Source organism: [Clostridium] innocuum (assembly GCA_012317185.1).
Classification (GTDB): Bacteria; Bacillota_I; Bacilli_A; order Erysipelotrichales; family Erysipelotrichaceae; genus Clostridium_AQ; species Clostridium_AQ innocuum.
The window spans coordinates 1,774,142-1,799,711 of the sequence record CP048838.1 but is presented as its reverse complement, the minus strand read 5'-3'; the positions used below and the strand labels follow the sequence as shown (position 1 = coordinate 1,799,711).

General features: G+C 46.7%; 20 protein-coding genes. 4 read left to right on the top strand and 16 right to left on the bottom strand.

The window, feature by feature from the left end:
* Positions 1 to 7 precede the first annotated feature (7 nt).
* On the top strand, positions 8 to 427 hold the full coding sequence (locus tag G4D54_08610) for a DUF1893 domain-containing protein (protein ID QJA02479.1): 420 nt from the start codon (positions 8 to 10) through the stop codon (positions 425 to 427).
* Positions 428 to 805: 378 nt separating this feature from the next.
* Here the strand turns inward: G4D54_08610 and G4D54_08605 are convergent, their stop codons facing one another.
* From G4D54_08605 to G4D54_08585, 5 genes are all read right to left on the bottom strand, one after another.
* Positions 806 to 5,041 (bottom strand): pilus assembly protein, encoded by a 4,236-nt coding sequence (locus G4D54_08605; GenBank protein QJA02478.1) that lies wholly within the window; start codon positions 5,039 to 5,041, stop codon positions 806 to 808.
* A 289-nt stretch (positions 5,042 to 5,330) separates the two neighbouring features.
* Positions 5,331 to 6,260, bottom strand: coding sequence for a peptidase (locus G4D54_08600; protein ID QJA02477.1), 930 nt, complete (start codon positions 6,258 to 6,260; stop codon positions 5,331 to 5,333).
* A 112-nt stretch (positions 6,261 to 6,372) separates the two neighbouring features.
* A complete protein-coding gene (locus G4D54_08595) occupies positions 6,373 to 7,347 on the bottom strand; it encodes a zinc dependent phospholipase C family protein (protein QJA02476.1) in 975 nt (324 codons plus the stop codon).
* A gap of 98 nt (positions 7,348 to 7,445) precedes the next feature.
* Positions 7,446 to 9,299 carry an ATP-dependent zinc metalloprotease FtsH gene (gene hflB / locus G4D54_08590; GenBank protein ID QJA02475.1) on the bottom strand — a complete coding sequence of 618 codons (1,854 nt, stop codon included), beginning with the start codon at positions 9,297 to 9,299 and terminating at the stop codon, positions 7,446 to 7,448.
* Entirely contained in the window at positions 9,292 to 9,534 is a 243-nt protein-coding gene (locus G4D54_08585) for a hypothetical protein (GenBank protein ID QJA02474.1), read from the bottom strand. The genes hflB and G4D54_08585 overlap by 8 nt, the downstream gene beginning before the upstream one ends.
* Before the next feature lie 371 nt (positions 9,535 to 9,905).
* On the opposite strand from G4D54_08585, the gene G4D54_08580 reads away from it, so the two are divergent.
* Positions 9,906 to 11,063 (top strand): hypothetical protein, encoded by a 1,158-nt coding sequence (locus tag G4D54_08580; protein QJA02473.1) that lies wholly within the window; start codon positions 9,906 to 9,908, stop codon positions 11,061 to 11,063.
* A 78-nt stretch (positions 11,064 to 11,141) separates the two neighbouring features.
* Here the strand turns inward: G4D54_08580 and G4D54_08575 are convergent, their stop codons facing one another.
* From G4D54_08575 to uvsE, 10 genes are all read right to left on the bottom strand, one after another.
* Entirely contained in the window at positions 11,142 to 11,843 is a 702-nt protein-coding gene (locus tag G4D54_08575; protein QJA02472.1) for an LrgB family protein, read from the bottom strand.
* Positions 11,840 to 12,193 carry a CidA/LrgA family protein gene (locus G4D54_08570; protein ID QJA02471.1) on the bottom strand — a complete coding sequence of 118 codons (354 nt, stop codon included), beginning with the start codon at positions 12,191 to 12,193 and terminating at the stop codon, positions 11,840 to 11,842. Before G4D54_08570 ends, G4D54_08575 begins: the two co-directional genes overlap by 4 nt.
* Entirely contained in the window at positions 12,190 to 14,073 is a 1,884-nt protein-coding gene (locus tag G4D54_08565; GenBank protein ID QJA02470.1) for a YgiQ family radical SAM protein, read from the bottom strand. The genes G4D54_08570 and G4D54_08565 overlap by 4 nt, the downstream gene beginning before the upstream one ends.
* A gap of 976 nt (positions 14,074 to 15,049) precedes the next feature.
* Positions 15,050 to 15,970, bottom strand: a complete 921-nt coding sequence (locus G4D54_08560; protein ID QJA02469.1) for a magnesium transporter — start codon at positions 15,968 to 15,970, stop codon at positions 15,050 to 15,052.
* 326 nt (positions 15,971 to 16,296) lie between these two features.
* A complete protein-coding gene (locus G4D54_08555; GenBank protein QJA02468.1) occupies positions 16,297 to 17,148 on the bottom strand; it encodes a DMT family transporter in 852 nt (283 codons plus the stop codon).
* Positions 17,141 to 18,604: a DUF2779 domain-containing protein gene (locus G4D54_08550; protein ID QJA02467.1), complete on the bottom strand. Its 1,464-nt coding sequence runs from the start codon at positions 18,602 to 18,604 to the stop codon at positions 17,141 to 17,143. Before G4D54_08550 ends, G4D54_08555 begins: the two co-directional genes overlap by 8 nt.
* Positions 18,605 to 18,653: 49 nt before the next feature.
* Positions 18,654 to 19,595, bottom strand: a complete 942-nt coding sequence (locus G4D54_08545) for a transcriptional regulator (GenBank protein QJA02466.1) — start codon at positions 19,593 to 19,595, stop codon at positions 18,654 to 18,656.
* 12 nt (positions 19,596 to 19,607) lie between these two features.
* Positions 19,608 to 19,967 (bottom strand): hypothetical protein, encoded by a 360-nt coding sequence (locus G4D54_08540; GenBank protein ID QJA02465.1) that lies wholly within the window; start codon positions 19,965 to 19,967, stop codon positions 19,608 to 19,610.
* Between the two features lie 260 nt (positions 19,968 to 20,227).
* On the bottom strand, positions 20,228 to 20,848 hold the full coding sequence (locus tag G4D54_08535; protein ID QJA02464.1) for a hypothetical protein: 621 nt from the start codon (positions 20,846 to 20,848) through the stop codon (positions 20,228 to 20,230).
* A gap of 44 nt (positions 20,849 to 20,892) precedes the next feature.
* Positions 20,893 to 22,146, bottom strand: a complete 1,254-nt coding sequence (gene uvsE, locus G4D54_08530; protein ID QJA02463.1) for a UV DNA damage repair endonuclease UvsE — start codon at positions 22,144 to 22,146, stop codon at positions 20,893 to 20,895.
* 192 nt (positions 22,147 to 22,338) lie between these two features.
* Between uvsE and G4D54_08525 the strand changes: the two genes are divergently transcribed.
* Positions 22,339 to 23,115: an HAD family phosphatase gene (locus G4D54_08525; protein ID QJA02462.1), complete on the top strand. Its 777-nt coding sequence runs from the start codon at positions 22,339 to 22,341 to the stop codon at positions 23,113 to 23,115.
* Positions 23,116 to 23,539: 424 nt separating this feature from the next.
* Here the strand turns inward: G4D54_08525 and G4D54_08520 are convergent, their stop codons facing one another.
* Positions 23,540 to 23,977 carry a MarR family transcriptional regulator gene (locus G4D54_08520; GenBank protein QJA02461.1) on the bottom strand — a complete coding sequence of 146 codons (438 nt, stop codon included), beginning with the start codon at positions 23,975 to 23,977 and terminating at the stop codon, positions 23,540 to 23,542.
* Positions 23,978 to 24,133: 156 nt separating this feature from the next.
* Between G4D54_08520 and G4D54_08515 the strand changes: the two genes are divergently transcribed.
* Complete coding sequence (locus tag G4D54_08515) at positions 24,134 to 25,201, top strand: FUSC family protein (protein ID QJA02460.1); 1,068 nt, start codon at positions 24,134 to 24,136, stop codon at positions 25,199 to 25,201.
* Positions 25,202 to 25,570: the final 369 nt, after the last annotated feature.

The following is a 25,570-nucleotide window of genomic DNA, read 5'->3' as shown; positions in this document are numbered from 1 at the left end:
GAAAATCATGGATGAACTCATTAGAATTCTGAAAGCGGAGGAGCTTACCTGTGTCGTATTGCAGAAGCAGCGGCTGTACAAGGAACATGCGAACGGCATCCTTCCCATCCTGCATTTGCTGGATCAGGGACATCTGCAGGGTGCCCAGCTGGTTGACAAAGTTATTGGCAAAGCAGCAGCGCTGTTAATGGTCCGCGGAGATGTACATCAGGTACATGCCTGTGTCATTTCCACGCATGCCCTGGAAATTTTCCAGCTGTACAACATACCAGTAACCTATGACGAACAGGTTCCCTATATCATCAACCGTACCAAAACCGGTATGTGTCCGATGGAAGCGTGTGTTATGGATGTGAATGATCCGGCAGCTGCGCAGCGATTGCTTAATGCAAAGGTGAAAAGCATGAAAGCAGAGCAGCACGTATAATATTCAAACAGGAAGGAAAGGGAGATATCGCATCCGTTGATTTACATCAACAGAAGAATCTCCCTTTTTTTATATTTCCGTAAAGATTACATCATCAGACATATACTCTGTTTTCCTTTATAAGAGAGGTGTCTGCTGCTTCATTGAAGCAGGAAACGCTGAATAACCATATCCATTTCATTCCCGAAGCTACTGCAATCGCTCGTTTCAGATGCATGAATCTAAATTATATCATTTTGCAGCAGTCATATGCAGATTGCTGCGTCGTTCCTCTGTGGAAATCATCAATCTAAATACTATAACAGCGTTGATTGATTCCGTATCATAGTTTCCTCTTTTTTGATGCTGGTGATAGTTCGTGTGGTTGCAGGATATAATCTAGCTTTTTTTCCGCATCCCATACAGTTTGATGATTCCCAGCAAGGCAAAAGATACAGAAGCAGTCAAAAGCCATAATGTCATATGCGTGCTGTCATAGGTTTCAGCTGTCGCCTTTTTCTTTTCATGCTTTACTGCTCCTTTGTTCTTATCCCCTGTTTGCTGCTCCTTTGTCTTTACCGGCTCTTTCTCAGGAAGTGTTTCCTTCTCTTCTGTATCCAATGTTGCATCTTCCTGTGATTCATCCGGTGCAATCGGCTGTTGTGGTGTTTCCTCCTGTGATGTCGTATTTGAAAACAGCGGTGTATCTGATTCGTAGGATTTCCCGTCCTTTTCCCATACAACACTCTCCACTGTAAGAAGACCATCCTTCTCAATGACGGTGATGATAACGGTGTACAAGCCCTCATCGTATCGAATCGTATCCACAGCATTGGTCATCTGTGTAATTTGATAGGTGTAAACACCCGGACTGCTGAATTTCAATTCCTTTAATTTAATCACACCGCCATCATTTTTCACTGTCTGCAGCACTCCCCCCATCTCATCCTTCAGCTGAAACCGGAACTGCCCGTTCTGCGGCTTTTGTCCATCTAATGAAATATGTACATTCATCTGATAATATACAGGCGATAACACCTTGTTTCGAATATTGGTAAAGACCGCTTCCTGCAGCACGTCTGCTTTGATCGTTCCTTTATCATTCTGTTTTTCAATCTGATACCCCAATTCCTGATATTCCTGTTCCTCAATCGTATAATCTGTATCCTTTGGCAGATTCACCAGCTGTATACTCTGCCCTCCGCATAAGGTAAATTCCGCTTTACCATCCGTAAAGACAAGCGTGCCGTCTTTTTTTCCTCCCTCTCCAAGATAGGCTACTTCCTTGTTTAGCTTACCTGCCTGAATTCTGAATTTGAATTCCAAATCAGAATCAGTATCATTTCCTTTCAGCTCCTTGCGTATCTTTAAATCACCGCTCGTTCCCTCCTGTGTATTGACCAGGGTTAGCGTGTTTTTACTTCCATTGATCTTTGTAAGAACGGATACGTCTTCCTTTATGACCTCAATCTGATAAACAACCGGTGACAGCAGGTAATTATCAGGTGCTTTTGTCTCTTTCATATAATAGCTTCCAATCGGCAGACCCCGGATTGTCAAAACACCACTCACCGGGGTGACTCCCTTTCGAATGACAGCATCATTTTCCTTACTGAATACGGTAAATTCCGCTCCTTCCAAAGGAATATTTTTCTCATTGACCTTGGTGATTTCCAGCCAGCCGCTGCGCTGCATTGTAGATTGGGCATCTGAGCGATAAACCTGGTCATTCACGGTAACTCCGGATTCTTCTGTATGACCGGAAGCAAGGATAGCGTGATTGGATAGCGTACTTTGATAATCCCCTGTTATATCGGTCAGATAAATCAGCTGATAGACTTTCTGTTCATCAGGGATTGTAAAATACAAGGTTCTGTTTACAGGATTATATCGTATGTATTTTGCTGTATCCTTCAGTGGTTTCCCTGCCTTCAGGGTACCGTCTGCTTCCATATCCAGCTCTTGTATGGCTATGTTTTGTTCATCCATATCCAGAGCTCCATCAGATTTCATCCGCAGCTCGATTCCCTCAGACAAGGTATCCTGAATAAGCGCATTCCCATATTTCTGCATATAGGGATTGTAGGTGATTTTCCATTGCAGAATTCCATTGTCAGGTCGCTGCTTTGTTTTGGATATTGTGGTGCTTTTTATCTGTATGCTTTGCTTTACATGCTTTTCCGCAGTCATATGCTCTGCGGTCAGGGAAGCAGCATTCTCAAGACTAATCTTTTGATTCTTATCGAAATATCCCTTTGCCGTCTGCTCATTCGGTCCTGCCTTCAACAGGATCACATATGGCTTCTGCAATGAGGAAAAGGTGAATGCAGCTTCTCCTGCTTTCGTGAAATCACTGGTAATATAATCCGGTTCAACAAGTGTTTTCGCCGTAACTTTTCCGTTCGCGGATACCCCTTCATATATCAAAAACTTTTTATCCGCTGTGATATTCTGAAACTCCCATCCCTTCGGAAGGATATCCTTCACGGTAACATCTCCCAGTTGTTCGCCGTCGACAGTTGTTACATCATTGGTCATATCCTTCAAATCGCTTGCATTGACCTGAAGGCGGAAAACAGCAGAGCCATCTTTATAATTATACAGCTTATCAGCAGCTGAGGCCTGTTTATTAACATTGTCAGCATTCGTCAAATCCTTTGCACCATCCACAGCTGTCAAAGCATCCTTTAACAGTATGGTATTCGGACAGCTGACAGTTGCATTTGCCTGATTCACAAGTTTATTGCCACTATAAAGAAAAGCTGTATTTTTCACACTGTTTCCGCTCTGATTATCATTACTTAAATAAATATTCGGATTGGTAACCTGTGATTTATAAGAGAAGCTCTGATTATGTTTATCCACAGCCAGCCCGTTAACATCTGTCCCTGTGACGACCAGAACATCCGCAATCACCGTACCATTCTTTTTGATATGATGAAGTGTAGGAACAGCAGCACTGTCAGCTTCCGTAGCAAAGGAATCCTTTACATACCGCTGATTACAGCTGGGAGTCAAGCTCTTTACAACCTCTTTGCTTACTGTCGTTAAGTCTGCTCCAGTATTGTCTGTGATTTCATAAGCATCATCCCAGGTAAAGGATGCATCATACACAAGCAGCTCCAGCACACGTAAATCATCATTCACATCGGACTGCTCCACGTTCACATTCCAGGTCGCCGTATGTGCAGACGCATCATAGGCTCCTTTCGTCTTGGTGATCGGATTGAATCCGATGCTGCTGTAGACAGAATTGCTGCCAACTCCTGTATTCCCTTCCCAGCTGAGTGTTGCTTTATTATTTACCGATACCACGGTATGCTCTATTTCCGATTTATCCTTGAGCTGTGCCGTGATTGTCAGTCGAACCTTGGCATTTATAGTACCAATTTCATATTTTCCATCCGCCGGTTCATTGGAAAAAGAAGCAGATCCTGCGTCCCAGGAGGTTCCATTATATATTTCCAAAGCTGCAGACTGCCAGTTCAATTTACTATCCAGCTTGTCCGTAATGACTGCATTCGTTAACGATGCAGCAGGCTGATTTGCTGTAATCGTCCATGATATCGTTCCATCCTTATGGTTAATTCCATTCAATTCCTTTTTTATCCAGGTTCCATCATAGTTCACACTGGCACTGGATGTACTGACCTGCCCCTCATCCTTTAGGATGACAGCGGTATTTCTTATCGTTTTTTCGCTGTTTGCATAATAAATTGCATCCGGGATTTCCGTTTTGAAAAACACATAGCAAATCCCTTTTGCCGATTCCGGAAATGTGTGCTGCAGCAGTGAAGCTTCATAGGAAACCTCTCTTTCTACAGCATCACTGCCATCCTCTGCCGTTCCGATTTTAAAGGATCTGTCCACATAGCTTCCAACGCTTTTCAGATTATCCTGAAATACATAGCCGCCAAAATCTGCAGCTGCTCCTGCCTGTTGCGCATCTATTTTGACCTTCCAGCTGACAAACTTTCCTTCAACAGCTCCGCTTTTTTCCATAGTCATAATAACAGGCGGTTCCGGCACCTTTACAGAAAAGCTTTTTCCCAAAATGGTTACAGCATGTTCTCCAGGCTTGGCGCCATCTCCTGTACCGTTATATTCCAGAGTTGTTGAGAATTTACAATTGACATTTGACCAGGCGCCTCCCCCGGCTATGGGCTGTCCATCAAACACCTCATCATCACCGTCAAAAACGATATGGGCATATACTTTATTCGCATCCGTGTCTGTAACAATGCGAAGCAATCCGATTTTAACTTCTCTGCTGCCGCCGTTTTCCTCAACCTTTCTTGTCAGAGCAAAGCTTGGAGAAGCTGTATCTGCCAGCTTATACTTCGTTGCAAGCTCAATTACAGCAGTATCTCCTTTTCTTACATAAGAATCCTCTTCTGTCAATCCGTCTCCTAAAACGGGCACCTTAAAATTAACAGATACAGATACCGGATCGGTATCTGTCAACATGCTGTTTTCCACAACATCCTTATGATTTTGTTCAATATACGCTTCCTTAACTGTCAGTAAAGCACTGACATCCCTGCTGTTTTCCGCATGCAGCGGCATATCTGTCATTTGAAACAAAAGTGTAAATACTACGAAAAATGCCATCAGACGTTTCATACCTCTAACCATAACCATCATCCTCCTGAAATCCCTTATCCCGCCATTTTCACGATTTCCATCATTCCCTTTGCATAATGTTAAACGGTATTCCAACCGCAAATACAATATTTTACAAAAGTCGTGTTTATTATACTTTTTCTCTTATATAAAAACAAGTACCATTACGAGCAAGCATAGTATTTATCGTGTTATTCTTATGTGACGCAAGCCTTGCATACGATGAGAAACAAAGGACTTCAAGCAGTTGAAAGGATAAAAAAAAGCGCTCAGGGGCGCCCAAAACTTTTTTTTACTTTCTTTACAAAACCTCTTTCAGCTTACGCAGAGCATTCTCACTGGCAATCAATCTTACCTCTTCCTCACTGAAATTCCGGGTCAGCATTCCCTCAATCAAACGCTGGCTCTTTGAACAATCCTCCAGATTTTTTGTATGCAGCTCCTCACAGCCCTCATAGAAATCCATATAATCAAGCCCCAGTGCCAGTGCTTCGATTCCTGCCAGCTGCTTTATATAGTGCATATGAGCAACCAGATGAGGGATATCGCGTTTTTCAGGACGCTCATGAACAAACGCCGGTGCACTGTTCATACCGATGATTCCCCCCCGCTTTGCGATAGCGATAATCTGATCGTCCCAAAGATTCCGTGGATGATCACACAACGCTCTCGCATTGGAATGCGTGGCGATAACTCGTGCTGAGGGATGTGCCATAATATCCCAGAAGGTTCGCTCATTGGCATGGGATACATCCACCAGCATATTGCAGTCAATCATTGCCTGCAGTGCCTCTTCCCCAAGCGGATGAAGGCCATGCTCCGGATTCCCCTTTACGCCGGTTGCCAGCAGATTTTCCTCGTTCCAGCAAAAGGAGGCAATGCGTACACCCTGCGCATACAGCCACTCGATTTTTTCTCTGGCATGCTCCTTGATACCGCACATTCCCTCCACAGTCAGTATTGCCTTGATATGTCCGTTTTCAATTAAATCCTCACCACAAAGCACCAAATCGATCATCTCGCAATGCTCGATTTCCTTTTTCAGGGACAAAACCATATCCTGCATATAGTCCCACGTTTCACTTCCCTCAAAAAAGGATGCCATACCGATATAAGAAACCTCACCCTCTAAAAACTTCTGCAGATGAAAGCGGTTCAGTATATCTGTTTCCGTGTGCTTCTTCTGCATGACATCGTATCCGATGTCCGCATGCAAATCAAACAGCTTCATAGTACATTCTCCTCTCTTCCTTCAGTATATGCACAATCTTTGACAGCTCTCCTATAGAAAAGAGCATGTCGTATGTATAGCACCATGGACATGCCCCTTACCAGCAATTACATCAGTCATAGATAATATCGAAATACTTCATATCCCGCTTGCCGTCCATTCCGGTATCGTAGGCGGCATCCTGCAGAAGCTCGAGCACAGATTGACTGTCAGCTCCGTATTCTATACAGCCGTATGCCTTGTCAACTACACGAACAGCCGTTTCAATTGCCTCGTTGAACATATCAATAAAAGAAGCGTTGGATGTGATCGTATCATCACACGGATGCTTCCAGATCGCATGCTCTTCGTTCAATACATCATAGCGCTCATCCACAGACGGACGGACAACGTTGCCGCTGACAGCCCAGGGCTTGCGTGCAAGCGTCTCAAAGCCCTTTAACAGCGGATATTTGATATTTGCAGGATCATACAGCAGCTTCTGTACATCATACCAGGAGTTCAGGGTTTCCCTGATATCGTGTACCTTAACCTCATGGTGATAAACCTTGCGTGCAGCTGGTACGTATATGCGGGCGATCGCCTTCAGAATATCCTCATCATATGCACAGATTTCATAGCACGGATAATCCCGGATACTCAAGCCGCGGTATTTTTCCAGCATCATGGTATCCATCATAGACTCAAAGCGGTGATGCAGACCTGCACTGACACCCCGGCAGTTCCCTGTACGATAGAAAATATAGGGATGTGTCGTCTTATCCAGCGCCCAGTGACACAGGTGACCAAACAGATAAACACTCATCAGCTCCTTTACATCCTCATGCTTCTGTGCACGGATGCATTCGATTGCTGTTTCATAAAACGCATTGATACCATGTGCATGCATGGCACTGCCCAGCCTGTTCAGCGCATGACTTTTATAGGATTCCCATGGTTTGATATGAGAAAAGAACAGGAAATCAGGACCATTGCTGCCGATATAGAATATCTGCGGATGACGCTCTATCATGGAACGGATATCGTGCTTGGTCATGCTCTTCAGCACTTCTTCCGCAAAAATCTTATGTGTAATAATATTTGGCATAGAACCCTCCTTGTGCTTGCTTCATGTATTTACATACTCTATTATAGCACAGCACGCCTTTCATAACGCAAAAGAAAGCGCTGCTTTTCGCTTTCTTTCTACAAATTCTGTGCTGTTTCGAGCTGAGGAACGCGATTGACGATTTCCATAAACTGCTCTCCTGTTATCGTTTCACGCTCATACAGGAATTTTGCCAGCTCATGCAGCTTCTCCTTGTTCTCCTCCAGAATACGGCGTGCTTCCTCATAGGCCTGCTGTATCAGCCTGACGACCTCTTCATCGACACGGGTTGCTGTCTGATCGCTGCAGGCAAGCGAGGTATCGCCGCCCAGATATTTATTATTCACAGTTTCCAGTGCTGTCATCCCGAAGGTTTCACTCATTCCCAGACGCGTGATCATGCTTCTGGCAATCTTGGTTGCCTGCTCGATATCATTGCTGGCTCCACTGGTGATGGAATGGAACACCAGATCCTCTGCAGCACGTCCGCCGCAGCAGGTCATGATTTTGGTGAATGCCTCCTCCTTGGTGATCAGGTTACTTTCCTCCTCCGGAACCTGCAGGGTATAGCCAAGTGCACCGCTTGTTCGCGGTACGATCGTGATTTTCGTTACCGGCATACTGTTTTTCGCTTTGGCCGCAACCAGTGCGTGGCCGATTTCATGATAGGATACAATCAGCTTTTCCTTGGTTGATATGACAGCGTTTTTACGTTCATATCCGGCGATCACCGTTTCCACGCTGTCCTCCAAATCCTTTTGGATGACCTGTGTCCGGTTATCCTTGACCGCAAGCAGGGCAGCTTCATTGATAATATTGGCCAGCTCCGCACCGCTCGCACCGGCAGTCGCTCTTGCGATTGCACGAAAGTCAATATTCTTGCCCATGCGAACATCCTTGGCGTGTACCTGCAAAATGGCCTGACGCCCGGCAAGATCCGGTAAATCCACCGGTATGCGCCGGTCAAAGCGTCCCGGACGAAGCAGTGCCTGATCCAGAGATTCCGGGCGATTGGTAGCAGCTAGAAGGATGACGCCGGTACTTCCGTCAAAGCCGTCCATTTCCGCCAGCAGCTGATTCAGCGTCTGTTCCCGTTCATCATTACCACCCACACCTGCACCATCCCGCTTCTTTCCTATGGTGTCGATTTCATCAATAAACACGATACACGGTGCCTTTTCTCTGGCTTGTTTGAACAGATCACGGACTCTGGCAGCTCCGCGCCCGACAAACATCTCGACAAATTCCGAACCGCTGATTGAGAAAAACGGTACATTTGCTTCCCCTGCCACCGCTTTCGCAAGCAGTGTCTTCCCGGTACCCGGAGGCCCGACAAGCAGAGCTCCCTTTGGCATCTGTGCACCAATCTGGGTATAGCGTTGGGGACTTTTGAGAAATTCCACCATTTCCTGCAGCGCAGCCTTGGCTTCCTCCTGTCCAGCCACATCCAGAAAGGTTTTCCCTGTCTGTGATTTTACATATATTTTCGCATCGCTCTTTCCAAAGCCGCCTAAGCCGCCTCCCCCAAAGCTCATGGCATCACCGCCCATTTTCTTCTGCATCTTCTTAAACATGTGGTTACCGAACCAGAACAGCAGAATAATCGGCAGGATACCCGTTATCAGGAAGGACAGCCAGGGATTCATTTCCTTCGTGTGTACTCTTGTAAAGGTTGCCCCGGCATCATACAGCCGCTGAGACAGCGCGGTATCCGTTTCCATCGTTTCCGTCTGATAAATCGTCTTCTCATCCTTTTTCAGCGTATAGCTGATGCTTTGATCACCGATTTCCACCTTGTCGATTTTTTTCTGTTCTGTCTGTTTAATAAAGGTATTGTAGCTGACATCCTTGATTCGACTCTGTTCCATTGCGGAAAACAGCATGTTTCCCGCAACAATGACAATCAGTATCAGCAGATAATAAAAATATAAGGGTTTCTTTTGTTTATTCATGTTTGCACCTCCTGATGCAGGACCCCGGCAGCCGCCAGGAATCCGCAATTCCGTAATCCGGCGTTCTTTGAGCTTTTGAAATAAAGAGTCTGGTGGAGCTTCCTGTCTGCTCGATAAACAAGTCGCTCAGCCTGCCGGCTGTGTCTTCTTCAAATGTAGTCTGTGTAACACCATACGCTTTATAAAAACGGATGATCGAGTGCTTCATCATCCTGTGCTTCGCCTTTTCTTTCATGCGCAGTTCCTTTGTGCACAAAGGATTTATCGTATCCATGAGACTGCTATTTTGCAGCGAAGTACATGAGCAATCACTTCCTCATTTGTTATAAAAGCACGTACCTTTGCCTTTCATATTCCCTGCATGAAATATTTACACATACTATAATACGGAAGCCCTGGATGGTCAACAGCTGTACTTTGAAATCCATAATTCCATGCAATCATCCCATAATTCACATAAAGATGTAGGCGAAACCACCATGCCGTTTCTTTGCATTCACATACCGTAAAGTAGGGGGTGATACTATCGCAACAGGTACGTTACAGATCCATGCCACCTGTGGTCTGGGACTTTTCAATATACCGAATGCCATGCTCCGCATTACAATGAAGCACAACAGCGTTCTTGTCTATGAAGATTTCTTCATGACAAAAGAGGATGGAAGAACACCTGAAATCCCATTGTATGTGGACGAAACACAGACTGCCGGATATGAAATCGATATCCGTGCAAAGCACTTCCATGCCGCTCATATCGTCCTGCCCCTGTATCCGTGTGTACACAGTGAGCTCATCGTTTATATGATGCCAAAGCTGCATATACAGACTCAGCCAATGCTACAATCATTGCACAAGCTGCATGAAAAAAACAAACCGTCGTTTTCCTTTGAAGCCTTCCTGTATGCTCTGCGCTATCTGAATCCTACCTTGCCGGCGGAGCTGCTCCGTCAGCGCGCGGAGGATATCTGGATGCAGCTTTCAAGGGAGACGAATCCGGCGTTCCTGCCGCCCTGGCTTCTCCTTCATCAGCGCGTATATAAAATCGCTGAGGAGGTTTTTGAGAAGCATATGTCCTGCTCTATGTCGAGTGCTGCCTGCGGGACAGCCTCTTCCACGACACACGAGCAAGAACAGTGGCAGCGTTTTCTTCAGACCTGTGTTCCCGTATGTGCAACAGATGAGCAGGAGATAAGCGAAGCTGCGCTGTACAACCAGCTTCATATAGAAGCCGGCGGTGCAGACAGTGCCGCAGCCAAGGATAAAATCAACAGCAGGAAGCGCGCACTGCAGGCGCTTGTAAATGCTTTGCCAAAGGAGCCTTCACAGCTTCTGCCATGGGATGCATGGGAGCTGCTGCTGCAAGAGACAAATGGCAGCTATGAAATACTGAAGCTGTTTCTTGGAAAATCGCTTCTGTATGCCTGGCTCGCCCAGTGCCAAAGCAGCAGGACAGCTGCTTCCAAAGCGGAATGGCAGCAGGTATTGAAAAAGGAAGCAAAACACCTGTACCACAGCCTGCAGGATGCTGATATTCTGAAGCGTGAGCCCCCTGCCTTATGTGAACAGCTGAAGGAATCGGACATGGAGATGCTGCTAAGGAAGGTATTGAAGGCCTATAACAAGAGCCAAAGCAATGCCTCCTTTACAGAAAATGTATGTGCATTCCAAAGGCTGCTTGCACTTCCCATTGATGGCACACTGCATAATCGTGACTGCAGATTACTGCTTGAAATCAGTGAAGAGCTGAATATTCCTCCCATATAAGCATACCGATACGAAAAAGACAGGCTCGCGAACTATGCGTGTGCCTGCCTTTTATACATATGCAATGCAGTTATGGAATTATAGTAAAGCGGATACCAGACGCCATACCGGCGGTGCGAGAAAAACCGTGAGAATTCCGCATACACCGATCGCAAGAGAGCTCATTGCGCCTTCCACATGCCCCAGCTGCAAAGCCTTGCTGGTTCCGATCGCATGGGCACTGCAGCCCAGTGCAATTCCCCGCGCAATCGGATGCTCGATGCGAAAAACACGGAAAACAAATTCAGCCACAACGGCACCGATGATTCCGGTGACCAGAATAGCAAGTACGGTAATTGCCTGAATACCGCCCAGTTCAACACTCAGCTCCATGCCGATCGGCGTTGTAATGGATTTCGGCACGAGACTGGCAATGATGGCAGGCTCCATCCGTACAAGCCAGGCACACAGCAGCGTGGATACCAGTCCGACAGCAATTCCACAGACGATACCTACCATGATCGGAACAAAATAGTTTTTCAGGCTGTGCACCTGCTGATACAGCGGAACAGCCAGAACCACGGTGGCAGGACCAAGAAACAAGGAAATGATATCACCGCCCAGCTGATACGTTTCCAGCCCGATTCCACTCATCATGAGCATGGCGATGACCATCATGATGGCGGTAAGCAGCGGATTGAGGAAAATCAGCTTTGTCTTCTTTTGCAGCAAGAGTCCTGCCTCAAAGGCTGCCAGCGAAAGCAGGATGCCGAACATCGGATTTTTCAGCAGCTCTTTCATGGCTTTGATTTCCTTTCCATCATATGCTGGATGATACGCCCGCTGCAGCCCATCGTGATGATCGTTGTCACAAGACAGATGACCAGCATCCAGATCCATAAGCCCTTCATTGCAGAAAAGCTGGCCATCAGCGCCACACCGGCAGGAAGGAAGAAAAACGGCAGATGTCCCAGTAGAAAATCGGAAACCGTCGCGATCTGTTCCAGCTCAACAATATGCAGCTGCAGCAGCGCAAACAGCAGAATCATACCGACCAGACTTCCGGGAAGCGGCAGGGACAACGTCGTACTGATCAGCTCTCCGACATAATACAGTCCGAAGATCACGAGTACCTCACGAAAGATTTTCATGAGCGTTTCCCCCCTCGCTGCGGTTTCGAAGCTTTATTTGCATAGGGCTTTCTGTGCTGCTCCTTCTGTCTTCCTCCTGCAAACTTATTTCCGGTATGCCCCTTGCGATACGGTATCAGACATTTCGGTGAATTCCCCACCAGATCCATACGGCCGGCTGTCTTCAGCGCCTTGTAGACAAGATCATAATTTTGCGGATAGGTAAACTGCATCAGTGCCCGCTGCATCGCTTTTTCCTCATAGCTTCGTGCAACATAAACCGGACGCATCGTCTTCGGATCCAGACCGGTATAATACATACAGGTTGCCGGTGTCCCCGGAGTCGGATAGAAATCCTGAACCTGCTTCGGCGTATAGTGGATTTTTTTCAGATAGCAGGCAAGCTCGATCGCCGCCTGCAGATCACTGCCGGGATGAGAGCTCATAAGATAGGGAACAATGAACTGATTCCTGTTGAACTGCTCATTCTTCTGCTTGAATTTATCCACAAATTTCAGATACAGCTCTTTTCTCGGCTTCCCCATTTTATCCAGCACTGCCGCATTGATATGCTCAGGAGCCACCTTCAGCTGTCCGCTGATATGATGCTGTACAAGCTCATCGAAGAACTCATCATTTTTATCATACATCAGGTAATCATAGCGGATACCGGAACGGATAAACACCTTTTTCACTCTTGGAAGTGCGCGCACTGCCCGAAGAATTTCCAGATAGCGGCTGTGATCCACCTTCAGATTTGCACAGCCCTTGGGAAACAGACACTCCCGATTCTTACACGCGCCGTATTCCCGCTGCTTATCGCAGGCTTCTCTTGAAAAATTGGCAGTCGGTCCTCCGACATCATGAATATAGCCCTTGAAATTCGGCATTTCCGTAATACGCTTCGCTTCATCGACGATGGAATCCCTGCTTCTTGTGGAAATCACGCGTCCCTGATGATGCGTAATGGCACAGAAAGCGCAGGAGCCGAAACAGCCGCGGTTACTGACAATGGAAAACTGTACCTCTTCAATCGCAGGAATATATGTATAGCGAGGATGATAGGTGCGCTCGTAGGGCAGCGAATAGGTGAAATCCATTTCCTCCTGCGTCAGCGGCAGCGGAGGCTGATTCTGTACGACATACCAGCCGTCATACGGCTCCACCAGCACACTGGCTGCGATGGCATCAATGTTTTCATGCTGTATGTGAAAGCTCTTTGCATACGTATGCTTATCTGCACACACCGCTTCATAGGAGGGCAGCAGCACATAATCGCTCAGGTATTCCAGAGCTTTGGTTTTCCAGCAGGTTCCCCGGATATAGCAGAGATCCTCTGCCCGCAATCCGCTGTTTAATGCATCGGCAACCTCGATGATGGTGTTTTCTCCCATCCCATACATCAATAAATCAGCCTGTGAATCGATGAGGATGCTTCTGCGCACCTTATCATCCCAGTAATCATAATGGGAAAGACGCCGCAGACTTGCCTCAATACCGCCAATCAGAACCGGCTTATGCGGAAACAGACGCTTTAATATCTGCGTATAGACAATGGTCGGGCGATCCGGCCGCTTTCCCATAACTCCCTCATCACTGTAGGAATCCTTATCTCTTCTTCGCTTATTGACAGAATAATGATTCACCATGGAATCAATATTTCCGGCAGATACAAGAAACCCCAGACGCGGCTCACCGAATTGTGTAAATTCCTCATCGTTGTGCCAGTCGGGCTGCGGCAGAATAGCACAGCTGTAGCCGTATGCCTGCAATGTTCTCGTTATAATTGCACAGCCGAAGGACGGATGATCCACATAGGCATCTCCGCTCACATAAACAAAATCAACACTCTCGAATCCCTGCTCCAGCATTTCCTCTCTGGTCGTTGGTAAAAAAGCCATAGCAATACACACTCCTCACTTGCGCTATAATCTTACCATACTTTTACGGCTTCTCCCATCGGATTTTACGTGTTTTTGATGATGTTTTTTAAGATAGCCCTTACACTTGCCTGTCCCAGAGATAAGACAGGATGCTAATCCCGTCTGGCTGCCTGCATGGTTTCTTAAAGGGACTAAAAAAAGACGGTCGAGGAAACCGCCTTTCAGAAAAGAAGTCAGATGATAGTATTGGTTGTAAAGTTATAGAGGATACAATACAGCAGCACGTGAGAAAGGAACGCTCTGCAGTCTTGTTAGTTTTATCTAACTTCTCCTATAGAATACACCATGTGTTAGCCTTTGTCAACTTTTATTTTAAAAATTACACCATATCTTCCGGGAAGCAGGCGTATCTATCTTACAATGAAATATAGAGTCCTGCGTCCAAAAGAAAGTTCACGAGTCTGGTTAAGCATTTGATCGGGCGTTGCATTGTGGAATTCACCATTTGAATTCCACGTCTTCCAGATAAAAGGACGGTCGAGGAACCGTCCTTTATAAATAGAAGTCAGAGCTGATTATTATTGGGTTGTAAAGTTATAGAGGAAAAAGAATACAGTACGTGAGAAGGAATGTACCACAATCTTGTTATATTTGTCTAACTTCTCCTTTAGTATATGCAATTTGTTAGCCTTTGTCAACTTATTTCCGCTATTTTTTACACATTCCTTCCTATGTTTCGTTACCCTTCACCGCTTTATATCTTTAAAACAGCTTGGATAAGAGCGAAAACAAATATATGAGTGGCAGTAATTTCTATATCGTTGTTTCTACCGATGTCCCACAAGGCCTATAACAGACAACCGATGAGTATCCATGACCTGTCCCCTGCAAAGCCTGTCTAAATCCTTACACATACCGCCCCACCTCATACGTTTCCCCTATGCAATACAGCCAGAGTGACGCGCATACGCTATCCGTGATGTCTGCCTCCCTCTTATTTTCGTATCCGTTTTCGGTAAATAGACCATACACAGATGCCGATGGAAACAAGAGAAAGAATGATGACAAAGGGATATCCATACCTCCAATGCAGCTCCGGCATTCCTGTGAAGTTCATGCCGTACCAGCCGACAATCAGTGTCAGCGGAAGGAAAATCACTGTAACGATCGTGAATATATACATCATGCGATTCAAGCGGATATCCACCTGCGCCTGATAGGATTCACGAACCTGCACACTGTAATCGCGCAGGGTGCGGGTATGCTGTCCCAGTCGTTCCACCCGATCGGAACAGATGCGAAGATGGTGCAGCTGCTCTCGGGCAAACAGGTCGTTTTCATCCTCCAGCAGCTCCTCGCATACATCGCTGAACTGCTCATCATATTGCAGCAGGTAGCGAATCCTGTTTCGGATTCCGGTGATTCGCTGATTGAAATTTTGCAGATTATCATTCAGAATATCATTATCCAGCTCCTCAATCAAATCCTCGAGCTGATCGTGCTCCTCCTTATGCTTCTTCAAAAGGTATTCAAAAAACAGCGAAAGAATATGCTCTGCACTGAGCTGTGCTGCCGGCAGCTGCTGTAGCAGTCGAAAAAAATCCAGCAGCTGATCCGTATTCTCACTGATTAGAATCACTTCCCTTTGCCGGCAGTATAAACCTATACCTGCTGCGGCTTCCTTGCGGACTTTCAGCGGATGTACAAAGCCAAAGCAGTAGCCGTAATAGCTGTCCAGCTTATGCAGTGTGCGGCTTTCATCCATGTGATCCAGCTCCACAAGGGTCCCCGGTGAAAACCCGAAGGCTTCTACAAGACCCTTCCATTCCTCCAGCCTGTATATGCCAAACAGAAACTGACCTTCCATTGCTTTCTGTGGGGAAGTCTTTTGCTTCCGGTAAAGATCATACAGCATATGCTCACTTCCTTTTGCTTATTGTACCACAGCTTTGGCGGAATTTGAAAGAGTATACCTGTGACCCTTGTCCGCCTTTGTCCGGAGGATTACAGCGTTCATAGGAAACAAGGCTCTTATGTCCATGGAAGTCCCTGCTTCTGCAGGTGATACATCTGCCTGAAGTTACGGCAGTACCGCCCGTATTCACTGTGCAGCTGTATCAGCAGCTCTTTGATGAAAAGCCCTTATGAACAGCACAGGCAGTCTTCACCCGCTGTATAGCCTTTGTCAAAGAAACTGCAGTGGCAGAAAGACTGCTGACAAAAAAATTCACCAGACACGGTTCATGCTGATGAATCACTGATTATAATACCGCCTACTATGGCAGCAATTCCGATTCCCTGCATCAGGGTGGACGGCTCACGCAGAAGAAAAATCGACAATAGAAGCGCTATACAGGGATCAAGGTAGCTGCCAACGGCTGCCTGCGAGCTGGTAAGATGATGCAGTGAAGTAAAATACAGCGCATAGGCAACTCCGGTATGCACCACGGCGATACACATGATCCAGGGCCATGAGGCTGCCGGAAGCTCTGGTATCAGATGAATGCGTCCTTCCAGCAGCAGATAAACAAACAGAATACCTGCAGAGCACAGCAGCTGCAAAAAGGTAAAGTACAGACCGTCGATATCATGAAGGAACTGATTTGTAAGCAACACACCCGCATAGCACAGTGCAGCGGCAGCCGCAAACAGTATTCCCTTGAGCTGCACAGCAGTGCCCGTTACCTGCGTTATGCACAAAAGGCCTCCCATCGTCAGTACGATGCCCAATACAATACGCAAAGTTACAGACTCATGAAAGAGGAAGACCGCCGCCAGAAGCGCCAGCAGCGGTGCTGTATAATATATCACCGTTGCAATGGAAATCGTAGCTGCGGCATAGGCTTCAAACAGAAAGACCCAGTTAAAGCCCAGAAAGGCGGCAGACAGCAGTACATACAGCAGCTGCCTGCCACCGATTTTCTGTATGCGATGTCTTTGAAGCAAAAGAAGAACACCCAGAAACGCGGCACCGATGAGCGTTCGCAGAAAGGCCAGCACATCACCTGCGACATGCGCCTGCCGTACAAACAGGCCCAGTGTGCCAAATAACAGCATGGCACACAAATAGGCTCCCATATGTCGCTTAGTCACGCATCATATCCTCCAGGGCATGATACACGATATATTCAGCATAGGTATCCATGGCACAGTATTGCTCCAGCTGCCCATAGATTTCCTGCTTTTTTTCTGCGTCAGCCGTACAGTATTCCCTCCATTTTTCAACCGCATCCATACCATAGGAAATTTCCAGATCCTGATAGCTGTAATCAGAGAATACAGGTACCAGCCTCTTCAGCGAGTAAAAGCCTGCCATCCGGATATCATAGACATTTCCGGTTGAAAACGGAAGTGACAGATCAACCATACGCTCCCACACAGCACGCAAACGCTCCTCATATTCCGGAAACTGCTGTGCCAGCTGTACCAGACGCAGCTTTTCCGCCCCCTCCATATTATAGACGAGAATCGTTCCCGTCTTCGGAATATGGGCAAGCAGATGCTCAAGGAAAGCCCTGCGGCAGTCCCTCTCTCCGATAAAGCCGACATGACGCAGCTCCTGCTGCTCCTCAATATGCAGACTATACTGGAAAACCAGGACATCAAAGGGCTTCATACCCTCATACGGAGGAAACGCATAGGTTTCCCATTCAAAATCCAGATAGGAAACCGGTGTCTGGATATGTGCCTTCTTCCAGCAGCGCAGCGCTCCCTTATCCACATACAGTCCGTGATTGCGGGCCGCCATGATCTGCGCATACTGATGACGTGTTCCCTCGATTCGATCGATATCCGCATCCCGCAGGGTGGTGATCCCCTCCTCATGCATATCATATTTTTGAGCAGCCTGCACCAGATTCAAAATGGAATCATCCGCCGGCTCTTCCGGGAAGCAGTCGTCATAATACATACACTTGCCGCCGCGTGTACACACATGACTTCGCTTCACGGGGATATCGTCCATAGCCTCACAGGCATGCAGCTTTTCCAGCATGGCATCCAAATCGATTTCCTGCTTATCCAGCAATTCCCGAATCGTTTTGTGCGCCTTGTTCTTACCGTTGTATAAATATTCATCAACGATCAGCAGCTGTCTGACATCCAGCTCTTTTCCTCGGACATACGCCGCATTCAGATGAATGGCATACACTGCATCAATCGAGACCCCCAGCTTTTCCAGCACCGCCAGATACTGTGCCATACGGACAGCCTCATGCTCCTTGGGAAAACAGCTGCGATAGGTGAAATAAAGAATACGCCTGCCATCCTCCTGTACCAGAAACGGTACGTTGATTCTTAAATCTTCATAGACAAAGCGGGCGTGGATGAGCACTTTTTTCTCATGCAGCGCCTGTAATGCAAGTTCCCCACTGTCATTCGCCTTTCCGACGAACGCATCCTCTTCGCGGATCATCAGCAGCTGCTTTACCAGCTCGCTCATGCTTTCATTATAATTTACAAAGGGAACAAATTCCTTTTTTTGGCGCCGTGACAGCCAGAAGGCTCTGGGACAGCGCTCATATTTCTTTATATCTGTAAGATGCAGCATTGCGTATCAACTCACTCTCCAGGTAAAATTATACCAGATGTAAGAGAAATTAGGAATATAAAGCGAGCATATCTTTTGCAATCGCATGGATTTCCTGCTTCAGGTCCTGCGGACTGACAAGTTGGCACTGGTTTCCCAGCGACAGCAGAAAATTACGCGCACTGATTCTTCCCTCCATCATGGTGGTCAGATACAGTGTCTGCTCATCCACCCATTCCAGCACCGGAGAAATACCGGGCTTTTTTTCACTGATCAGGCGGGCGCTTTCTCCATAGACATACAGCTTCAGCTCGATGATTTCATCACGGATCAATCCTGTCTTCCCGATATAATCACGGATATGAAAGTCCGCATCCCGTACAAACGGACGTCTGGTCAGCCGCACATTCCGCATACGCTCCTCACTGAATTTGAAGTTTCGATAAGCTCTGGCCTTCAGCGAATATGCAAGACAATAATAGCTGCCCTTTACATTAATGATCTCATAGGGCTGAATGACGATGGTTTCAAAATCAGAAGCATGAAGACTTTTATACTGCAGCTCCACCGCAAAAAGGGCATCTCTTCCCTGCTCACAGATGCGTATCATCGATATCATTGTACCGGTTACATCCGCGCTCTCTTCCACATACACGCCGCTTTCCCGCACCTGCAGCGTGGTTGTTGCCAGAAATTTATCAATTGCTCTGCAATATGTTGCATAAGGCAGAAAGTCACGGTGACTTTCCAGATAGCGTCTGGATTCCTGAAGGGAGCGCAGCTCCTCCTCATACAGCCCCGCCACCGGAAGAAGCGTTCCCGATTTCAGCTGATAACCGCCGTATTTCCCAGTGGTCCCTTCGATCACATAGCCCGCTTCCTCCAGCTCCTTGCGATATTCCAGAATATTTCTGACATTGGTATCCAGCTCCTGTGCCAGCTCCTCGCGTGTCATAAACCCGCGGGAACGCAATAGCTGAAGCATACGGATACAGGCAGCACATCGTTTCATAATTCCTCCCGTCTATGCTCGTGCGGGCAGCGGATAATCGAGCGGACAGTACCGGGACGGGTAAGGTCCGAATTCCTCCTTGACCTCTTCCTCCTTTGGCACGATTCCCAGAAATGCCAGCGGAAATATCATCTCTCCCACACAGCGATCCAGTGCAAAGCCCAGTGCCTCCTCAACCTGCACGGCCCCTGCCTTGATCAGCAGCATCATAATTTTTTCATTTCTTGTGAAAACAGCATGAATCAGAATCGGATATCCATTGAATATCCAGTTTGGATCCGCTCCCATGCGAAGTACGCGACGCAGACCTCTGACATCCTCATTCCATACAGCATTCAACATCATTGTTGCCAGTTTTCTATCACTCATCATAAGGCACATCCTTTCTTGATGTCTTTATGATATGCCCTATTGTTACATTATACATGTAACAATGCAATTTATCTATAAAAATATGGGAACACAGCAATATCATCAGCATAGCGGCTTACCCTATACGCTGTCCTATATAAAAAAATGCATGCTATTACTGCAAGTGAGCTTCCCTACCCTATCTTTGAAAGATTCATACGATGGCTGTATAAAAAAAGCAGATTCACAATGAGGTGCATCCGCTTTTCTATGTAAGCTGTTTAGTCTTCCATTCCGTTTTTGGCATCATTTGGTGTATTGACATTGCTGTTCTGCTCATTCGCATTCTTCGTAGTCCCCGGATTGGAGGGCTCGCTTACACCATTTGTTCCGTTGGTTCCGGTTGTCCCCGTACCTGCATAGGTATAATTCGGGAATGCCGTGACAACATCATTCCAGTCTGCATTGGTATCGTAGAGGAATAGGAAATCACCGTTTACCTTGGCACCGTATTCCTGTTCCTTATTATTGATGCTGACCTTCACCTTGCCGTTATCCTTTGCTTCCTTCAGGACCTTTTTCATATTGTCATCATTGGATTTCACGCGATACAAATACCCGGTGCTTCCGTTGTAATCAAAGCTTCTGCCCTCATAAGCCGCAAAGTCAATATCGGTGATCGCCTTGGAATTTTCATATTTCAGACCTTTATCCTTGAAATAATTCATGACATTATCAATGCTGTCTTCCGTCTTGTTCTTGGCGTCCTTTACGCTTTTTTCCGCAGCTTCCTTGGTCTCGTTTGTTTTCGTATTTGCATCCTTCTTGTCATTCATACTGCAGCCGCCCATCAGTGCAGCCAAAAGCGCGATACACGCTGCTTTCTGTACTAGTTTATTCATATTCCAGCCTCCTGTCATAGGTAGTATGTCTCATCCTTACGGTTTTATACCTCATAGGTTTTCAGAAGCAGCACCGCATCATACAGGTCATACCGTTGTTCACGCTCGCACGCTCGAAGCAGGGTGTCCAGCAGCTGCTCCAGGCTTTTTTCCCGGGCTTCATATGCCGTTACAGCACGTAGCAGCAGATTGGCTGTACGCTGTGTCCAGTCCATATTCTGTATTACATGCTGCAGCATACGCAAAACATCCGAAGCGGTGTGCACTCTTCTGCCGATATCCTCGCATACATGATAAAAATCAAGACTTTGAATCCCACAGCTGCTGTGCATAAGCGTATTCCAGACCTCATACAGGCGGGTACTGTCGAGTAAAAACAACAGCCGGTATCGCTTCCACTCCGCTTGTGCATCCTGCAGCGTTTTCTCTAACAGATTCCTGCATTTGATTGCGGATATGTTTTTATCCTTTACCTCCAGCATGATATCCATATCCAGCCCTTCCCGCTCGCGGATAAATTCCAGAAATGTATCGGCATCAATGTGCATCGCATGAGCTCCCTTACGCTTTTTCACATCCTGCTGGCAAAAATGTATTTTCATGATGCCGTCCTCTTTTTTCCATGTGTCGGCTACCAGCCAAAGCCATTCCAGCTGTGAGCGCTCTAGTGCAGGAGGAAGTATGGCGTGATGCAGATTATCGAATACCACAGGAATCGAAAGCTGCGCTGATAAATACAAAACATCCTCTATTGTATAATAGCGATCATCATTTTCTATGATGAGATGCTTCTGAATGATGGGGTCCAAACGCCGGTATACCCTTGCAAAGCGCTGCATCGCCTGCTGCTTATCGCCATAGATGCCACCGACATGCAATATCATTTTGTGTGTCGCATCCAATCCCATCGCTTCCAGAATGGACGCATGATACAGTAGCTCATCGATACTGCGTGTTACAACCTCCTCACGCGGTGAATTGATCACGCAATACTGACCCGGATGCAGGGATACACGCATTCCGTGCTCCCGTACATAGTCCCCCAGGCTTTGAAACTGCGCAGCGAATTCCTCCAGCCAGGGGATGGTATTGACCGGACTGGAGCCAAAGGGAATCAGGTCGGAGGACAGACGATACATCCGGATGCTGTGCCCTGCATTATATTCCAGCAGCTTTTGCAGCGTTGCCAGATTTGCACGGATAATATTGCGCAGCCGGCTTTCTGTCGCGAATTTTTGTATGCAGGTTTCAAAATGAAATTGCGGGTCAAGACATATACAGGCGTAACCGATTTTCATATACACAACTCCTTTTCTCTTTACTTAGCTTGTGCATGAGCTGAATAATTATGAACAGACGCTGAAAAACAGGCTGCCTGCAGTTGCCATTAAGGGAAGTCCTGCAGCATGCGATCGCTTCCCGGCATCGTTTTTTCTTGTCAATTTCCCTTATAGCCGTTATGATAAAGACGATACAGGAGGATGGAATTCATGAAGAAGAAGTATATGTTTTTCGATATTGACGGCACGCTGACGGATAATGAGACGAAGAAAATCGTTCCCAGTGCCCAAAAGACGCTGGATCGTCTGCAGGAGGCCGGACATTTTGTCGCAATCGCCACAGGAAGGGCACACTATAAAGCAAGGGGCTTTATGGAAGCTTCGGGTTTGCATAACATGGTATGCTGCGGAGGGAATGGTCTGGTGATCAATGATGAGCTGATCATGAATACACCGCTAGACCGGCAGAAGGCAATCGCAGTTTATAAGGAAGCACGCGCTCTGGGCTATGGTGCACTGGTGATGCTGGATGATTCGATCGATGTGTACGATGTGGATGATCGTTTCTTGCGGCAGTGCGGTGAGCGGAAGGAACCAACCAATTACATATTCCATGCGGACTTTGACATTGATCAGGTAAAGGATATTTATAAGCTTTACATATCCGTTCCCAAAGAGGAGGAGCACAGACTTACGAAAAAGGATACGCTGGGGAATCTTCGCTTTGTCGAGACGTATCTGATGTTTCAGCATGACCGCAAGAAGGAAGGCATTCTGGATATGATGGAGCGCCTTGGCGGCCCTGTGGAGGATGTTGTCGTATTCGGGGATGATTATAACGATCTGGTTATGTTTGATGATGCATGGTTCAGTATTGCTATGGGCAATGCCTGCGATGCGCTGAAGAAAAAGGCGGATTACGTTACCGAGCGCAATGTCGATGACGGTATCTATAAGGCATGCCTGAAATTCGGGTGGATTTCGTAGGACTTCGATTTATCAAGCAGCATTAAAAAAAGGCGTTTCATCTGCTATCGGTTCTTAATCGATTTGGGTAACTTTAAACAGGAGATTCAACACTTTTATCAATGGAAGCTGAATTTCCTCTGTCCGCAAACACCCTAAATTAGAAAGAACTTGAAATCATGAAGCGTCTTTTTTCTTTTGCTTTAACGATCGCCTGCGTTTTACACGCTTTTTTTCCAGCTCTGAAACAGCATTTAACTTTTGTTTTCATTGTGGCTAAAGGCTTCTTGCTTGAAATGCCTCAGCCCATGCAGAAGGAAGCGAATGATGGTTTACACCGGTGATCAGCTTCCTTTCCCCATTTTGATATAGCTTCATAAAGTAACCGGTTTCTATTCTATATGGAAATGCTGCGCTGCAACTATTTGTATTCAGCACTTACCTGCTAATCCAGCTTTGTAAGTACCTCCAGCATGGTATGGACGGCTTGTTCAAAAGCTGCGATTTCCCTGTCGCTGAGCTTCTGCAGCATCTGTTCATATAATGCTGTGGCATCCAGCGCATTTTCCTTTAGAAAGCGAAAGCCCTGTGCTGTGATTCCTATATAGATGCTTCGCCGGTCGCCGGGATTTTCACTTCGTTCCACAAGACCATAGCGATGCAGACTGTCGATCATGTGGGTAGCCTGCTGCTTGCTGAGACGCATTGCCTTTGCGAGCTCTCCCATTTTCATTTGTCCGCAGTTTTTCAGCGTCATCAGACAGAAATAAGTTTCATAGCTGATCTGTCTTGATTTCTGTTGCCGGCGGATGCTGCGCTCTACTTTATAGTGCCAGTGCGGCAGCAATCGAATCAGTTCCTGCATGGAAGTCGTGTGGTTCATGGTGTTATCCTCCTTCGTTTGGTATTGACATATTTTCAAAAACAGATACAATACACTTAGTACATAATTATGTACTATTCATTGGTATTTACTATATGCACATCATAACGGAAACTTTGTAAAAAAGCAAGAAAAGGTAGAAAAAGGAGTGATATCATGCGCAGAATCAGTATGTCCTTTGCTAAAGAAGCGCTCTACAATGCTTTTCGGTTTGTTATCAATGTCGGCTTTATCTTTTTGTTTCAAATGATGTTTCATGCGGAGAATACGCTGACTGCCGTAGCCCTGTCCGTAGGCTTCACCATGCTACCCAACAGCGAGCTGCATATACGCCCCGGCGCTATGTGCTGCATTGTTCTGCTGCTGTATATCGGCGGGGGAATCGCTGCGCAGAGTGCATTGCTGCACCCCGCTCTCGCTTTCCTCATCAATTTCTGGTTTCTCGTTTTGTTGCTGGCACTCATCAGTGAGCCAATGGAAATGAAGGCGAACATCTCCTTTCTGCTCTGCTTTGTATTTTCACAATCCACCTATGTTCCCTGGACGCAGTTTCCTGCACGCCTGGCATGCGTGAGCTTTGGAGCACTGCTGATCTGCGGCTGTATCGTCCTGAACTGGAAACGAAAGGGCATCGGCAGAAACGGCTGTACCCTGAAAAAGCAGTTTCAGCGCAGTAGGGTGCATCGCAGCTATATTCTTCGCATGTCGCTGGGAATATCGCTTGCCATGCTCATTGCCTCCATCCTCCAGCTTTCCAAGCCGTTATGGATCAGCATCGTCGTGATGTCCCTGACACAGCTGGAATTTTCCGAAACACTGGAAAGGATACGCCACCGTTTCATCGGTACACTGGCCGGGATCGTGCTGTTCTTTGTTTTTTTCCAGCTGCTGATTCCTCAGCAGTATGCAATGCTGGTCATCATGCTTCTGGGTTATATCGGCTTCTTTCTACCGGAATACAAATACAAGCAGGTAATCAATGCCATTTCAGCCTTGAATGCATCCCTTGTCATTCTGGACACCAAAACAGCCATCGAAAACCGGTTGTTCTGCCTTGTATTGGGCATCGTGATCGTAATCGTGATTTACATGCTTGCAGGTACAGCGCGAAAGGTGCACCGTATACAGCGATGGAGCGTGCATACCGCCATGGCAGATGATCATCCAAAAAACAGGGAAACCGCAGCACTGTTTTCAATCAGCACCTGTACGTACGGTGAATGAACGCACCGATACGATCAGGTGCTTTTTTCAGTATAAAATGAAATGAACAAGTAGGGTTTTCTCTGTTCCTCGACAAGATGCGGGCGCTTTCTTTTATCCGTGCTGTTTTTCAGCTGCAGCAGATTTCTATAAAAAAAGGTACCTGCTAGAGCATGTAGCACACTGTGTGCTTACACGCTACTTTTACAGGTACCGCCAGGGTTCCTTTACATCGTTGTTGCTTTGTTTAAAATGTCTTACTTCAGTGCATATGGCACTGCTTGGTATCAACGGCAGATTTCATAAGACGGTAGGCTGCATACAGCAGACCAGCCGCAAGCAGAATACCTCCCGCACTGATTACGATATCGATGGTACTCAACATATCCA

Coding starts and splice junctions, on each gene's coding strand:
- G4D54_08570 (QJA02471.1), bottom strand. CDS start 12,193: ATGAAAATCTTTCGTGAGGTACTCGTGATCTTCGGACTGTATTATGTC.
- G4D54_08575 (QJA02472.1), bottom strand. CDS start 11,843: ATGAAAGAGCTGCTGAAAAATCCGATGTTCGGCATCCTGCTTTCGCTG.
- G4D54_08545 (QJA02466.1), bottom strand. CDS start 19,595: ATGAAACGATGTGCTGCCTGTATCCGTATGCTTCAGCTATTGCGTTCC.
- G4D54_08585 (QJA02474.1), bottom strand. CDS start 9,534: ATGAAAGAAAAGGCGAAGCACAGGATGATGAAGCACTCGATCATCCGT.
- G4D54_08580 (QJA02473.1), top strand. CDS start 9,906: ATGAAGCACAACAGCGTTCTTGTCTATGAAGATTTCTTCATGACAAAA.
- G4D54_08610 (QJA02479.1), top strand. CDS start 8: ATGGATGAACTCATTAGAATTCTGAAAGCGGAGGAGCTTACCTGTGTC.
- G4D54_08565 (QJA02470.1), bottom strand. CDS start 14,073: ATGGCTTTTTTACCAACGACCAGAGAGGAAATGCTGGAGCAGGGATTC.
- G4D54_08600 (QJA02477.1), bottom strand. CDS start 6,260: ATGAAGCTGTTTGATTTGCATGCGGACATCGGATACGATGTCATGCAG.
- hflB (QJA02475.1), bottom strand. CDS start 9,299: ATGAATAAACAAAAGAAACCCTTATATTTTTATTATCTGCTGATACTG.
- G4D54_08515 (QJA02460.1), top strand. CDS start 24,134: ATGCGCAGAATCAGTATGTCCTTTGCTAAAGAAGCGCTCTACAATGCT.
- G4D54_08595 (QJA02476.1), bottom strand. CDS start 7,347: ATGCCAAATATTATTACACATAAGATTTTTGCGGAAGAAGTGCTGAAG.
- G4D54_08525 (QJA02462.1), top strand. CDS start 22,339: ATGAAGAAGAAGTATATGTTTTTCGATATTGACGGCACGCTGACGGAT.
- G4D54_08560 (QJA02469.1), bottom strand. CDS start 15,970: ATGCTGTATGATCTTTACCGGAAGCAAAAGACTTCCCCACAGAAAGCA.
- G4D54_08605 (QJA02478.1), bottom strand. CDS start 5,041: ATGGTTAGAGGTATGAAACGTCTGATGGCATTTTTCGTAGTATTTACA.
- G4D54_08550 (QJA02467.1), bottom strand. CDS start 18,604: ATGCTGCATCTTACAGATATAAAGAAATATGAGCGCTGTCCCAGAGCC.
- G4D54_08535 (QJA02464.1), bottom strand. CDS start 20,848: ATGAATAAACTAGTACAGAAAGCAGCGTGTATCGCGCTTTTGGCTGCA.
- uvsE (QJA02463.1), bottom strand. CDS start 22,146: ATGAAAATCGGTTACGCCTGTATATGTCTTGACCCGCAATTTCATTTT.
- G4D54_08520 (QJA02461.1), bottom strand. CDS start 23,977: ATGAACCACACGACTTCCATGCAGGAACTGATTCGATTGCTGCCGCAC.
- G4D54_08540 (QJA02465.1), bottom strand. CDS start 19,967: ATGATGAGTGATAGAAAACTGGCAACAATGATGTTGAATGCTGTATGG.